General features: G+C 32.1%; 15 protein-coding genes. 5 read left to right on the plus strand and 10 right to left on the minus strand.

The features are described from left to right. Nucleotides 1-419 precede the first annotated feature (419 nt). Nucleotides 420-1,322 (plus strand): hypothetical protein, encoded by a 903-nt coding sequence (locus DNJ73_RS07005; protein ID WP_158466999.1) that lies wholly within the window; start codon nt 420-422, stop codon nt 1,320-1,322. Nucleotides 1,323-1,410: 88 nt separating this feature from the next. Here DNJ73_RS07005 and DNJ73_RS07010 read toward each other — a convergent pair whose 3' ends face one another. Both DNJ73_RS07010 and DNJ73_RS07015 read right to left on the minus strand, forming a co-directional pair. After that, the gene (locus tag DNJ73_RS07010; RefSeq protein ID WP_158467000.1) at nt 1,411-2,154 is read right to left on the minus strand and encodes a hypothetical protein; all 744 of its coding nucleotides are present in this window, start codon (nt 2,152-2,154) and stop codon (nt 1,411-1,413) included. A 17-nt stretch (nt 2,155-2,171) separates the two neighbouring features. Further along, nucleotides 2,172-2,417 carry a tetratricopeptide repeat protein gene (locus DNJ73_RS07015; RefSeq protein WP_158467001.1) on the minus strand — a complete coding sequence of 82 codons (246 nt, stop codon included), beginning with the start codon at nt 2,415-2,417 and terminating at the stop codon, nt 2,172-2,174. 58 nt (nt 2,418-2,475) lie between these two features. On the opposite strand from DNJ73_RS07015, the gene DNJ73_RS07020 reads away from it, so the two are divergent. After that, nucleotides 2,476-3,693 carry a tetratricopeptide repeat protein gene (locus DNJ73_RS07020; protein WP_158467002.1) on the plus strand — a complete coding sequence of 406 codons (1,218 nt, stop codon included), beginning with the start codon at nt 2,476-2,478 and terminating at the stop codon, nt 3,691-3,693. A 361-nt stretch (nt 3,694-4,054) separates the two neighbouring features. Here DNJ73_RS07020 and DNJ73_RS07025 read toward each other — a convergent pair whose 3' ends face one another. Beyond that, entirely contained in the window at nt 4,055-4,540 is a 486-nt protein-coding gene (locus DNJ73_RS07025) for a DUF2214 family protein (RefSeq protein ID WP_158467003.1), read from the minus strand. 260 nt (nt 4,541-4,800) lie between these two features. Here DNJ73_RS07025 and DNJ73_RS07030 point away from each other — a divergent pair, with 260 nt between their 5' ends. Further along, a complete protein-coding gene (locus tag DNJ73_RS07030) occupies nt 4,801-5,193 on the plus strand; it encodes a hypothetical protein (protein WP_158467004.1) in 393 nt (130 codons plus the stop codon). A 709-nt stretch (nt 5,194-5,902) separates the two neighbouring features. On the opposite strand, the gene DNJ73_RS10035 is transcribed toward DNJ73_RS07030, so the two are convergent. After that, entirely contained in the window at nt 5,903-6,043 is a 141-nt protein-coding gene (locus DNJ73_RS10035) for a hypothetical protein (RefSeq protein WP_187152617.1), read from the minus strand. A 158-nt stretch (nt 6,044-6,201) separates the two neighbouring features. Here DNJ73_RS10035 and DNJ73_RS07035 point away from each other — a divergent pair, with 158 nt between their 5' ends. Continuing rightward, on the plus strand, nt 6,202-6,426 hold the full coding sequence (locus DNJ73_RS07035) for a copper-binding protein (protein WP_158467005.1): 225 nt from the start codon (nt 6,202-6,204) through the stop codon (nt 6,424-6,426). A gap of 23 nt (nt 6,427-6,449) precedes the next feature. Here the strand turns inward: DNJ73_RS07035 and lexA are convergent, their stop codons facing one another. The 6 genes from lexA to DNJ73_RS07065 all read right to left on the minus strand — a co-directional run bounded on the left by lexA (nt 6,450) and on the right by DNJ73_RS07065 (nt 11,974). Further along, on the minus strand, nt 6,450-7,058 hold the full coding sequence (gene lexA / locus DNJ73_RS07040; RefSeq protein ID WP_158467006.1) for a transcriptional repressor LexA: 609 nt from the start codon (nt 7,056-7,058) through the stop codon (nt 6,450-6,452). Between the two features lie 65 nt (nt 7,059-7,123). Then, on the minus strand, nt 7,124-8,080 hold the full coding sequence (gene argF / locus DNJ73_RS07045; RefSeq protein ID WP_158467007.1) for an ornithine carbamoyltransferase: 957 nt from the start codon (nt 8,078-8,080) through the stop codon (nt 7,124-7,126). A gap of 52 nt (nt 8,081-8,132) precedes the next feature. Further along, on the minus strand, nt 8,133-10,007 hold the full coding sequence (ftsH, locus tag DNJ73_RS07050) for an ATP-dependent zinc metalloprotease FtsH (RefSeq protein WP_158467008.1): 1,875 nt from the start codon (nt 10,005-10,007) through the stop codon (nt 8,133-8,135). A gap of 105 nt (nt 10,008-10,112) precedes the next feature. After that, the gene (gene ribD, locus DNJ73_RS07055; protein WP_257473406.1) at nt 10,113-11,207 is read right to left on the minus strand and encodes a bifunctional diaminohydroxyphosphoribosylaminopyrimidine deaminase/5-amino-6-(5-phosphoribosylamino)uracil reductase RibD; all 1,095 of its coding nucleotides are present in this window, start codon (nt 11,205-11,207) and stop codon (nt 10,113-10,115) included. A gap of 1 nt (nt 11,208) precedes the next feature. Next, nucleotides 11,209-11,706 (minus strand): DUF3122 domain-containing protein, encoded by a 498-nt coding sequence (locus DNJ73_RS07060; protein ID WP_187152618.1) that lies wholly within the window; start codon nt 11,704-11,706, stop codon nt 11,209-11,211. Further along, the gene (locus DNJ73_RS07065) at nt 11,699-11,974 is read right to left on the minus strand and encodes a hypothetical protein (protein WP_158467010.1); all 276 of its coding nucleotides are present in this window, start codon (nt 11,972-11,974) and stop codon (nt 11,699-11,701) included. Before DNJ73_RS07065 ends, DNJ73_RS07060 begins: the two co-directional genes overlap by 8 nt. A 98-nt stretch (nt 11,975-12,072) precedes the next feature. On the opposite strand from DNJ73_RS07065, the gene cbiE reads away from it, so the two are divergent. Next, complete coding sequence (cbiE, locus tag DNJ73_RS07070; protein WP_158467011.1) at nt 12,073-13,359, plus strand: precorrin-6y C5,15-methyltransferase (decarboxylating) subunit CbiE; 1,287 nt, start codon at nt 12,073-12,075, stop codon at nt 13,357-13,359. The last annotated feature ends 4 nt before the right edge of the window (nt 13,360-13,363 follow it).

Raw genomic sequence — 13,363 nt, forward strand, 5'->3', positions numbered from 1 at the left:
GAAAAATATCTAAAGACAATTTCATCACTAAGTAACAATCATAATGTCGTTGTAAGACCTCATCCACAGCGGTAAATTGTGCGGCAATTATCTATTACTTAACGAGAAAACCTAGTGATTGCAATAACTTTTAAGGGTTTGATTTTCTGCATGCCATGCAGTTGCTCTACCAACTGAGCTATGGCCCCAAATCGTTTTGAACTCTGTTCTATCAAGACTTTATAAAGAATTTAGTGTTTATGCCAAATTAAGATGAAAGTACTTGAAAAAGCAATTTTGCTGAAAAAATCCGCAAAGGATTGCTAAATTCAGAATAATTTATAGTTTAGTCCCTGTAGCGGAATATTGCTAATATGATAATAAAATCTACAACAATAGCATTACTTGGAGTTACCAGATTTTTTAAATAATTGTTTAATATGAAATTAATCTTACATGCAGGCACGCACAAGACAGCCTCAACTTCTTTCCAAAACAATTGTTTTTTAAATTCTAAATATCTCAATAATTTAGGCATTCATTATCCTAAACTGCATTTCCTCCCCAAAGATAATTTATTAAAACAAGAGATTTTACTTCAAAAAAAAAGTCCTCTTGATCTACAACAGCATAGTTTTATACCAAGATTTATAAATAAAGGTTTCATAAATGACTTGAAAAGATTTTTTCTAGAGACCTATCAAGCAGCTAAAGATATCAATGCAAATTATGTTTTGTGCAGTGGCGAAGATATGGAAAATTGTCTGGTAGATTTATTGCTAGGTAGAGAAATTGTTAATCAAGCTAAAATAATAGGTTTTAAAAGTGTGGAATGGATATTTATAAAAAGGAAATCAGTAGAATACTATTTTTCTCTATATTCTCAATTGGCAAAGCAGAGAATTACTTGTGATCCAATTACAATGATTGAATCAATAGAAAATAATGGTTATTTAACGGCGCAAAATATGCACGGCACTTTTTATTATGTATTTGATTTAATAAACAGAACAAAAAGATTAGAAGATTTCACTGATACAACTATTTCTGTGATCAATTTTCATGATTTTATAAATATTTCTCCTGGATATAATCTTATAAAAACCTATTCACCTATGAAAAGTGACCTATCATTTTTTAAAGAAAATATTAAAATAAATACAACAAAAAAAGATGAAGGAATTGAAATAAAACATCTTTTTAATTTCCTTAGCTTAGATCATTCAAATCAAAATTATTACAAGCGTCAAAATATTTATGACGAAGTTATTAGAAGAAGGAAATATGTAATTGAATCTGGTATAAAGCCAACTATTGAATCAAGGCTATCTAAATTTGATTAATTTTGGACTTCGAATTTAGTCTTATTAGTAAATATTTTGTTTTAATTAATATTTAATCTGCATAAATATTCTACTTATTTACGTACTCTTAAAAATCCCACTGATTGTTACTCTTATATGCACAAAAATTTGGAAGTTTTTTCCAAGAAGAGTCAAAAAAAGAAGAAATATCAGAAGTTTTTACTAAAACACTAGTACACGCAACCCAATCCTCTATAGGCCTAATGCCAAAAAAAGGTATTTCAACATATCCTAATGACTTGATTATATTTATACTATTTCGATACCACTCAGAATTATCAAAAAAGATTAATCCGTTAAATTTCTTCTCTACAATATATCTAGAAACATTTGATCTGCTTTGAGCAGAATCAATTAGTAAAACATCATATGAATGAATATTGTCTGCTTTAAGTGCTGATATTATCGAATCACATTTAACTAAATTCACTGAGTTTGGTATCTCTGAGAGAAGATTTTGATACCATTTTTCATTAGTCTCATATGAGGTTATAGATTTGAAGAAATTAGCGAAATACAATGTAGAGCTTCCGCTTCCTAATTCTAAAAAATTATAATTGGACCATGCTTGAGTCTCAAACCAATTAATAAAGCTATTTGTAAGAAGAGGTATAGCTGAGCCATTAACTTTCATTATTTCATTAGAGTTTTCGCACTGAAAAATATCTACATCATCTAAATATTTATAGAAAAAGTTTAATTTAGTATGAGGATTAAGTTTTGCATTTAATGAAATTATTTCATCTAAATTATTATCAAAATTATTCTTAACCTCATCAAAATAATCTCTAGCCTCATTAATACGACCCAAGTGTATTAAGTTATTAATCAATGATTGCAGATATTTAATTTCATTTGGTTTTTCTTTAGCGCTAAAATATAAGAAGGAAGTGAGTCTTTATAATTTCCAAGTTTAAAAAGAATCTTCGCAAGTAAATGATTAAATTTCGGATTTTGAGCTTCTTTTTTTAGAAGGTCCTTAATTATCCTTAAACTCTTTTCCAATTGATCTTCTATGTAATACCTTGATGCCAATTCATAAGCCTGATCAATTCCTACATTCTCTTCAAGCATTTAAATTTTTAATCTAACGCCACTATAATATGAAATAAAATAAAAGGCTCTAATTGAAATGAGTAATAAAACTATAGATGCTAAAGGCGAAATAACAGGGCTGCGCGAAAAAAAACTATTCAACGAAGCAATTCAATATCAAAAAGAAGGTAAATATAAAGAATCAGAAAATTGTTACCGTATCTTACTTAAGGAAGATATAAATGATCCTATATTATTCTCAAATTTAAGTGTTATTCTTACACAAACTTCCAGAATAGAAGAAGCTATAAATCTATTAGATAAATCAATTAGTATCCACCCAAATAATCATCTAGCATACTCAAATCTTGCAACAATATATATGCAAAAAGGGCAAACAGATAAAGCAAAAGATTTAATTAAAAAATCAATTGAAATAAAAAGCGATAATGCAGATGCTTATATCACTCTAGGAGCAATACTGAAAAGAAAAGGTCTGTGCAAAGATGCTGAAATTGCAACAAGAAAAGCTCTAGAGCTAAAGCCCGAAATGGCCTTAGGTCATTTTAATTTGGGGATTATTTGCACAGATAATAGTAAACTAGACGAGGCTCAGTCTTGTTTTAAAAAAGTTCTTAAGATAATTCCTAATCATGCAGAAACATATTCATTAATGGGAAAGAATTTTTATAAATTAAAGAACCTTAATGAAGCTGAGGTCTATATGAGACAGGCTATACAATTGAGTCCTAATAATGCAGATAATTACTTTACAATCTCAAATATCCTAATAGATCTCGGGAGGAAAAATGATGCAGAAATCTCTCTGAGAAAAGCTATTGAAATAAATCCAAATCATTCAGAATCATACTGTAATCTTGGAAATATACTAAAGGATCTTGGCAAATACGATCAGGCGGCTATTAAACTCAAAAAGTCAATTACTTTAAACTCAAATTGTGCTGAGGCCTATAGTAATCTAGGAGCAGTTTTAATTGAACTAAATGAATTAAAAGAAGCTGAAGAATTATTAATTAAAAGTATAAATTTAAAGCCTGATTTTACTCAAGCATATCTAAATCTTGGAAATATATATACAACTCAAAATAAATTAGATGAGGCAGAAGAATCTTTTAGAAAAGTATTAGAAATAGACAATAATAATGCATATGCCAACTATAAACTAAGTCAACTATATTGTTTAAGAAATAATTTTAAAGATGCTCTTAATGAAATTGAAAAAGCTATCAATAAAGATCCCACAAACTTTATCTATTTAGGTGAGTCAACAAGAATAAAGTATTTATTAGAGTAATTGATTTTAATATTAGAATCAACCTAAGAATCTCTTATATATATATTATTGAATGCAATATGAAGGTCTTGCTTAACTTTATTATTTATAGTATCAGATTCTCTCTTAAGAATACTTGGTATAATCCTTTTTAAGAAAAAACAATCACAAGCACTACCATAAAGTAGATATTTCATTTTTTATTTACTAGTTACTTTCATAAAATTTAAATAATTTATTTTGCAAATCTTAACCTACAGAATAATAAAGTAACTTTTTAAGGTTAATTATAAACATAAAATATTTCTATTTAATAATTAAAAAGGTTATTCTTATACTATTTATAAACCTATTTACTACATAAACTTTATATTTTATATCTTCAAGCTAATCCAACTCCTCTAGCCATAAGTGTTGCTAAAAATGGAATTGAGGCAAATCCTATAAGTTCTATATTCAATATTAATCTTAATCTTAGAACTAAACTTTGAGTAACTTGTGGAAGAGTACCCTTGCTTAACGGTATTGCCCAAAGGACATATGTAATTGTTGGATATAGAGATAATGAACCCACAAGACCAAAAACGACTATTTTTGTCCAAAAGATAGGATTATTTGTATAAAATTCGGATCCTTGGCCAAATTTTATAACTCTATAAATTCCACTGATTAAAAGTGCAATTCCTGCAATACCATAAATAATGTCTGCAATAACCATGTTGATTGCTTCATGCCTATTTGGATCGGGCTTTAATGAAATTCGTTCATATACCAACGCACCAAAACAAACCATAAAACTTAAATAATGTACATAAGCAATGGAAGCTGATTTCAGCAAATCAATAGGTAGAGCCAGACCAATCACAATTAATTTTTCCGATCAAATTATACGATAGCAAAAATCATTAAGCACAGTCGTGGAGATGGCTATTTGGAGGCGTAAAAGAAAAAATTAAAGCCACTCAAATAATGTAATCAGGTTGAGTAGAACCTTTTCAAAATCAAAATGTTCATACGCTATTGATTTTAAAATATCTAATAATACTTAAATTATCTGTAACAAGTTTATGATTAGTACCCCTTAAGACAATTAATTAGAGTAATTTAAAAAAACTTGGTTAAATGGGAATGGAAAAATTTAAAAAATTGATTTTTCGACTTTTTGCTGTAATTCTTATACTCACTTCGCCCTTTATTGGATCTCATTCAGGCATGACATTATCCATAGAGAATGATTCATCTAGTTATATACAAAGAATTTCTAAATCCTATACTAAAAAATATTGCAATGCTATTGCTTTTGGTCTCTCAAAAGAAAGTGCTATGAACTTCTCTCTAGAAGAAAACAATAAAGTATTTGAGAAAAAAAAATATATGAAACTCATAAATAAAGACGTTCTTGCTGAAGAGATAGCAATCTCTGTTGTAGAAAAATGTGGCTATCCAATCAATTTAATTGGTCAAAAAGGTATTCAAGAGTTCAAAAGTTATTATTTATCAAAAGATAGAAAACACTCTTAAGCTCATTAAAAAATAATTTACTTCAATTTATTAGCCAAAAATAGTAATTAATGAAAATCTGATCATTTCGTTTTGTTGATATATAGTCATTTTCTATCTAACTAAAAAAGCTAGCTAAAGAAGATTCTGAAGAAATTTCTCTAATATTCCAATGAATTTCAAAAGTCTTCTTTATTTTTCTTATTTTCTGCGGTTGCTCCATTAATAAAATTAAATTATCTAATAAATAAATTTACTCGCTTTTTAAAGAGTTGCCCCAAAAGAAATATTCATAACAAAAATTCATATCAAATATTAAAGGAATAAAAAAAAACCAGACACTCTTCAAGCACGAAAATTGGGTTGGTAGAACCTTTTCAAGAGATGGGAGTACAAACTGATACTTTTCCACATTTTTTCTGTTTCCTCATATTACAAAAAGTTTTATCCGAGAATTTTGACAAGAACTTTTTAATGTATCAAGAGATACTAAATGCTTGAAAATTGTTGCAGGAGAAGGGTTTTTACTATACACATGATTTTCTGTAATTAATCCACTTATACAATTGCCATCGTTCCTATTGAGATTTTTTTTAAAGTATGAATTTTGTGGAAAAGTGGAAAAACTCTTTTAAAAGAGCATTTAAAAATCAAAAAAAAATAATTTTTCAATTTTTAAGAAAAGACAAATAAGCTCTAACATCAAACACAGATAGTAGTTCTAGTATTTCTAGCTTGAACAAGATTTCATCTCTTCTACTTCTTTCGTTAATAAATCCAGTTCTTTTTCTAGAGCTTCCATTGTTTTAAATCCCAAGACATCAATCGTCTCATTGCCCAGTGAATTTTCAAATAAAACTTTTTCCATCATCTAATTTTTATTAATAAAGTAAATAATTAAAGACAAATTTCAATTAATTATGTTGAAAGTAAATTTTAGATAGTAAATAATTAGTTCATCTTGATTTATTTACTTTAAATTGCTGACTTAAAGCCTAATAGAGTCTCTTATACAGTCATATTGTAAATATGACTAATCCTTTTTCTCTTTATTGGAATAAAAACTGGACATTTCAAATTGTTCACATGGAAGGTGGGATTTACTTAGAAGCAAAAGGATTGGGAATTCAATTACGAAAACCTTTTTTACCTACTGAAAACCCACTAATTGCCGCAGATAATTTAGTTTGCATAGAAGACAAAAATAGAAAATCGTTGTTTAACTCATGGAAATCAAAAAGTTTTATAGCTTAGATTAACTGTTTCAAAAATTTAAATTAGGTTTTCCTCCAAACAGCCGCCAATTTTCCTTGAACATGCACTTGTTCAGCATCAATTTCTATGGGTTCATAATTTGGATTAGCCGCTTCTAGTCGAACTAAACTCCCATTCCGAAAAAAATGTTTCAAAGTAGTTCCAAGTCCAGGGACCATTGCGCTAACTATGGTTCCATTTCTCAATCGAGAAGGATCATTAACAGGTTCCATTAAGACCATATCCCCATCAGCAATAAAAGAATCAATCATTGAATCTCCATTTACCGTTAAAGCAAAAAGTCCTTTTAATTGAAGTATGGAATTAAAATCCAAGGTTTCCTGAACATCATCAAAAGTTTCAACTAATCCACCTGCAGCTATTGAACCCATAACAGGAATACCGGAAATACTTTCTTCTATTAATTGCAAAGTTCTTGCTTGTCCTTCTTGCCATTTTATCCAACCTTTTTCCTGTAAGTGTCTTAAGCGACTTTGTATAGGCGCTGGAGATCTTAAGCCCATGGCTTGCATCATTTGCCTAATCGAAGGGCTATGATGATGATTACCGATAAAATCAACAAGCCAATCGTAGAGTTCTTGCTGAGCAGTAGTTAAAGCTTCGTCAGGCATTCGGATAGATTAGGCACATTTGTCCTGCAATACATATGTACCACGATTTAAAAAAATCGCAACCCTTAAAGGCCGCCAAGTTGAACAGCGAGCAAGGCTTGCTGAACATGTAGTCGGTTTTCTGCCTGATCAAAAACACTACTATTTTTTCCTTCCAGCACCTCTTCCGTAACTTCCTCACCTCGATGAGCTGGTAAGCAATGTAAAAGGACTACCGAATCATCAGCAAGGTCTATTAATTTTTGATCAACTTTATACTGTTCAAAAATTTCTTTCCTTTTTAAATGTTCCTTCTCTTGTCCCATAGAAGCCCATACATCTGTGTAGATAACTTGAGCCTCTTTGGCTGCTTTAAATGGATCATTACAAATAGATATTTTCGAACCAAATTCAGTGAGAGATCGAGCCTTTTCTAAAATATTTGAATCAGCTTCAAAGCCATTTGGAGAACAAATATTCACATTTACTCCTAACAATGCTCCGCATATCATCAATGAGTTTGCGACATTATTCCCATCTCCAATGTATGAAAGATTGATCCCTTTAAGCTCTCCAAATTTCTCCTGAATTGTTAAATAATCAGCCAGTGCCTGACAAGGGTGTTCAAGATCTGTCAAAGCATTAATTACTGGAATAGAAGACCACTCTGCATATTCTTCTATTTCTTGCTGCGAGAAAGTTCGAATTGCTAGGGCATCACAGTAACGACTTAAAACCCTTGCTGTGTCTTTAATGGGTTCACCTCTGCCAAGTTGTGTTACTTGTGGATTCAAATCAACTGTTTGTCCTCCAAGTCTTGCCATTGCCACTTGAAAGCTTACTCTTGTCCTAGTAGAGGCTTTTTTGAATATCAAACCCAGGACCCTATTTCCAAGGTCTATTCTTCTATTGCCTACTTTTAACTGCTTTGCTAATTCAAATAAAGACAATATCTGATTTGTATTTAAATCAGATGATGAGAGAAAATTGTTTTTACTAAAGGAAGATAATTTAGAAGCTAAGCCAGAAGATGCTGAAGCCATAAAAAAGCCTCAAATATCCTTTATCGGGGATAAAGGATATAAAGTCAAGTAATTAATTTAAAACTTTTTCAGGCATAACACTACTAGACAGCATTTCTTTAAGTTCATCACCCTCTATGACTTCTTTCTCAAGAATTTTCTGTGAAATATCCTCTAATAAAGAAAGATTATTTTTAAGAATATTTAAAGCACTTTCGTGTGCATCATCTACCAAGCTTCTAACTTCTTTATCAATAGCTTGAGCGGTAGCATCACTAAGTTCTCTTCTAGGATTGTTATTACCTCCAAGGAACTGACCACCTCCCTGCTTATCATACGCCAGAGGACCAAGAATATCACTCATTCCATATGTTCCAACCATTTGCTCAGCTAAATCAGTAGCTCTCTGGAGATCATTTGAAGCACCAGTTGTGATTTTTCCAAAAATTATTTCTTCTGCAGATCTTCCCCCTAAAAGAGTAGCTATCTGACCTTGTAATTCTTCTTTTGAATTTAAAAATCTTTCCTCTGTAGGAAGTTGAAGGGTATATCCCAATGCACTCATGCCTCTTGGCACAATTGATATTTTCGCAACTTTGCTACCGCCAGGCATTAAATGACCAACTATTGCATGCCCAACCTCATGGTATGCCACAATCTTCTTCTCATCGTCTTGCAACACTCGACTTTTCTTCTCTAAACCAGCAACGACTCTTTCAATAGCTTCATTTAAATCTTGTTGTTCAACTTCAACTCGTTTGCCTCGTGCAGCTAATAAAGCTGCCTCGTTAACCATATTTGCTAAATCAGCTCCTGCAAATCCACTTGTGGCTTGAGCAATACGGTCTAAATCAATATTGTTTGAGAGCTTTACTTTTTTTGTATATATTTCGAGGATTGTTTTTCTACCAGATAAGTCTGGTCTATCAACTAATACCTGTCTATCAAATCTACCAGGGCGTAATAGTGCAGCATCTAATACCTCAGGTTGGTTTGTAGCAGCAAGTACTATCACTGGTTTATCAGTTGAGGCAAAGCCATCCATTTCTGTGAGTAGCTGATTGAGAGTTTGCTCTCTCTCGTCATTACCTCCGACAACACCCATTGAACCTGATCTACTTTTACCTATTGCATCAAGTTCATCAATAAAGATTATGCATGGTGCTTTCTTCTTTGCTTGCTCGAATAAATCTCTAACTCTTGCTGCACCTGCACCAACAAATAATTCAACAAATTCAGAACCAGATATTATGAAGAATGGTACTTCTGCTTCACCAGCAACGGCCTTTGAAAGAAGTGTCTTACCAGTTCCTGGAGGTCCTACTAAAAGAACGCCTTTAGGGATTCTTGCTCCAATATCCGTATATCGTTGAGGCTTTTTGAGAAAATCTACTATTTCTGTTAATTCATCTTTAGCTTCATCTACTCCAGCAACGTCATCGAAGGTTACTTTTGATTCATCGTCGGGGACATATACCTTTGCCTTACTTTTAGTGAAACTCAGAGCTCCTTGAGCACCTCCCCCTCCCATACTTCTTCTAGCAAAGAACTGAAGAACAAGAATAAAAATTAATGGGGGTACGACCCAACTCAAAATAGTTGTAAAGATATTTGGTTTCTTAGGAGGAGCAGCTGCAAATTCAACGCCTTTATTCTCCAATCTTTGAGGTAAATCCATATCAAAAATTGGAGTAGTCGCTAAAACTGAAGGGGCGCCTTCTTCAGTAGAGGACAATTCATATCTAATTTGATCTTGAGTAATATACGCTCGTTTTACTTCACCATCATTAACTTGATTGATGAAAAGAGAGTATGGAACTCTCGGGACTTGCATATTCTGACTTGGGAAAAAACTACTAAAAAGTAGTAGTGCTCCAAAACCTATTAGAACTAAATTAATTATTCCAAAACGTTTATTAGGTTGATTTTCGTCCTGTCGTATTGGCATTAGCAGAAAATTAATTGATACTAAGTTAAACAATTTTCAACCCAAATCGACCTGTTTAACTGGAGGGAGATCCGAACGAATATATAATTCTAAAGAATTAACCCACTAAAAAAATAGTCTCCAACAAAGATCTTCCATTTTTCGATCTAAAAAAGAATGTTGCAATTTGTAGGAAGATTTTATTGATTCAAATCCAAAACTGTTTAGAGGTGTCATTGCTGACTTGCCTCCGAGGAGTTTTGGGGCAATAAAAACCACTAACTCTTGAACACAATTCATCTCGATTGCTCTTGTAGCAAGAAGAGGGCCACATTCCCAAAGGATTTTATTGCAGCCTCGTTTACCAAGTGCAGAAAGTAATTCAGATGGTTCACTTAAAATTAAAGGCAATTTATCTGGTCCATCTGGTAAGTCATCAAAGAAAGCTTCATTACCCTCAGGTCCATAAGCAATAATTGTTTTAGCAAGTTTTGTATCCCAAAGTCTTGCAGTTTTAGGCAAGTCCAATGACCTAGAGAAAACCACTCTCAAAGGTTCAAAACTTGATAATCCTCTTGATGTCAAAAGAGGATTATCAGCTCTTAGAGTTCCGCCTCCAATAATTACAGCATCACATTTTGCTCTTATCTGATGAACATTCTCCCTCGCATATTCGCTAGTAATCCATTTACTGCATCCATTAGGTAAGCCGATTCTTCCATCAAGACTCATTGCCCATTTAAGAATTCCCCAGGGTCGGCCATTAAGAATTCGGAAAATAAATTCGCGATTAATCCATTCACATTCTTTTCTCAAAACACCCTCAATAACCTCTAATCCAGAATCTTTGAGTCTTGAAATGCCATTTCCTGAAACCCTAGGGTCTGGATCAACCATACCAATAACAACTCTCTTTAACCCTGATTTTAGGATTGCTTCAGTACAAGGAGGGGTTAGCCCATGGTGGCAGCAAGGCTCCAGAGTTACAACTATCGTTCCATCGATTGATTTGTCTTTGGCTTGAGCAAGTGCCTCTATTTCAGCATGAGCTTTTCCTGCCCCTGAATGAAATCCTTCTCCAACAAGTTTTCCATTTGCGTCCAAGACTACAGCTCCAACAAGGGGATTTGGGCTTGTCCTACCCTCTGCCAGAAGAGCTAGCTGGATTGAGCGCCTCATCCATGGCACCCATATTTTTTGATCGAAAGGCAAATCAATCATTTTATCCAGCCAATGTTCTCCATTCACTCACTAAATAAGGAGGGATTGGTAAATCATTTATCAATCCAGGCAAACTAAGTCTCAAAGGCCTATTTTTGTCCAACCCAGCAACCAAAGGGGTTAGATCAAATTCTGCAGCAGAATCATTCAAAAATTCAACATTAGCTTTGTTTGTCTTAGTTATATCTTTTAGAAGCCACGTCTTTCTGCCTGAGTTAACTGTTAAATCAACAGGATGATCAATCCTCAAAGAACCAGGATATCCCAATATTCTTAAAGTTAAATTGTTTGAGACTTTATTACTTGGATAAACAATAATTTGCCATGTTTGATAGTCTATATCTCGCAAGCTTTCTAGACTTCTTTTAATCTCATTTTTATCAAAATTTCCATTTACTTTTGAATCTGCATAGATATTTTTTGGATTAGTAAAAAAGCAACCAAAAATAAAACAACCTGCAATTATCCAACAAAAAGTCCGACGAAATATTTCAATCATTAATGTCATATTTTTCAGATTCAAGAAGGGCATCTAATGCTATTGCTGAGCGAACGAGTGACTGATATTTCTTAATGATACGTTGATTACGTTCAATTATTTTAGAAGAATCATATTTTTCTGAGCGATTAGTGGGATTATTAAAAATTTGTACGCCGTCGTCCATTAATTCTAAATCTTTTTGTTGGTTAATAAGAGCTATCAAAATCTCATGAAGTCTAAACCTTCTGCTTAATGACTCTTCAGTTTCATTTCTTTTAAGATTCACAAAATTTTTAAAATAACTATTGAAGTTTTAGTTGATTTTAAGCGGAAAAATAGTAAAGCTATAAAAAAAGCAATTTTATTCGTATATTTATCTCAGCTATGCCTAATGAGTCTAAGCAGATACACGTAATAGGAATTGATACTTCAAATGCTGAGGGTCTTTTTGAATCCAAAAAAAATCAGATTTTCAAAGCTGAAATAATCGCTGGGCCACAAAGAATTTTAGATTCATTTCAAGTCTGGTTGAAAGAAAACAAAGTGAATAATTACAGAGGAAAGTTCATTTCCACTGATCAATTAAATGATTTCATATCTGTATTAAAAGAAGAAGACAAACAAACAATTATATTTTCAGGAGGCGATCCTCTTTGGTTTGGGATTGGTAGGTTATTAATTCAAAACTTCCCTTTATCAAAGCTTAATTTTGAGCCAGCTGCTACTTCTTTCCAACTAGCTTTTTCTAGACTTGGTAAACCTTGGCAAGACACTCAATGGATCAGTCTTCATGGAAGAGATCCTTTTTTATTTGAAAAAGCAATTAAAAAGCTTCCATCTTCTCTCATAGTATTAACTGATTCGAAAAGAGGAGGGGCTAAAGAAGTTTATAAACTACTTAATTCATTTGGACTTGAGGAAAAATATGAATTTTGGACTTTTGAAAGACTTGGATATAAAGATGAAAGGATTAAAAGAATTAATTCCACTGGTGATTTTCCCATTGATTTGGATCCATTACATCTAGTTATTCTTTTTGAAAAATCAGATCCAATAAACAAGACAACTGAATTACCTTTATTTGGAATTAACGATTCAGTTTTTCTTCAAAATCCAGACTGCCCTGGATTGATGACAAAAAAAGAAGTTAGAGTTCAACTTCTTGCTGAACTTAATCTTCCAAGGCGAGGAGTAATATGGGACATTGGTAGTGGCGTTGGCAGCATAGGTCTGGAAGCATTAAGGCTCTCTCCTCATCTGAAATTAGTCTCAGTTGACAAAAGGATTGGTAGTAAAAATATAATTGAAGAAAACGCAAGGAGACTTGATGTTAATCCATCTTTAATAATAGAAGATGAAGCATTAAATATATTAAAAAAGAACAAAATAAGCAATGATCTTATACATCCAGATAGAGTTATAATAGGAGGTGGAGGCTCAAGTTCACATTTAATTATAAAAGAGGTATTAAAAAAAATAAATGGTTTTTGTATTTTAATAATACCTTTAATATCATTAAAATCCATATCAAAATTAGAGTCAGTTTTAAAGCCCAAAGTTAATAGATTATCGATCAGTCAACATCAATCATATAGAGGAGTAAGTATCGGAGATGATGTCAGATTGTCACCTTTAAATCCCGTTTTTATTTTGAAAGGTGAAATTCAATAATTTT

The organism is Prochlorococcus marinus XMU1408 (assembly GCF_003208055.1).
Taxonomy (GTDB): Bacteria; Cyanobacteriota; Cyanobacteriia; order PCC-6307; family Cyanobiaceae; genus Prochlorococcus_B; species Prochlorococcus_B marinus_A.

Coding starts and splice junctions, on each gene's coding strand:
- DNJ73_RS07005 (WP_158466999.1), top strand. CDS start 420: ATGAAATTAATCTTACATGCAGGCACGCACAAGACAGCCTCAACTTCT.
- DNJ73_RS07015 (WP_158467001.1), bottom strand. CDS start 2,417: ATGCTTGAAGAGAATGTAGGAATTGATCAGGCTTATGAATTGGCATCA.
- DNJ73_RS07020 (WP_158467002.1), top strand. CDS start 2,476: ATGAGTAATAAAACTATAGATGCTAAAGGCGAAATAACAGGGCTGCGC.
- DNJ73_RS07030 (WP_158467004.1), top strand. CDS start 4,801: ATGGAAAAATTTAAAAAATTGATTTTTCGACTTTTTGCTGTAATTCTT.
- DNJ73_RS10035 (WP_187152617.1), bottom strand. CDS start 6,043: ATGATGGAAAAAGTTTTATTTGAAAATTCACTGGGCAATGAGACGATT.
- DNJ73_RS07035 (WP_158467005.1), top strand. CDS start 6,202: ATGACTAATCCTTTTTCTCTTTATTGGAATAAAAACTGGACATTTCAA.
- lexA (WP_158467006.1), bottom strand. CDS start 7,058: ATGCCTGACGAAGCTTTAACTACTGCTCAGCAAGAACTCTACGATTGG.
- argF (WP_158467007.1), bottom strand. CDS start 8,080: ATGGCTTCAGCATCTTCTGGCTTAGCTTCTAAATTATCTTCCTTTAGT.
- ftsH (WP_158467008.1), bottom strand. CDS start 10,007: ATGCCAATACGACAGGACGAAAATCAACCTAATAAACGTTTTGGAATA.
- ribD (WP_257473406.1), bottom strand. CDS start 11,207: ATGATTGATTTGCCTTTCGATCAAAAAATATGGGTGCCATGGATGAGG.
- DNJ73_RS07060 (WP_187152618.1), bottom strand. CDS start 11,706: ATGATTGAAATATTTCGTCGGACTTTTTGTTGGATAATTGCAGGTTGT.
- cbiE (WP_158467011.1), top strand. CDS start 12,073: ATGCCTAATGAGTCTAAGCAGATACACGTAATAGGAATTGATACTTCA.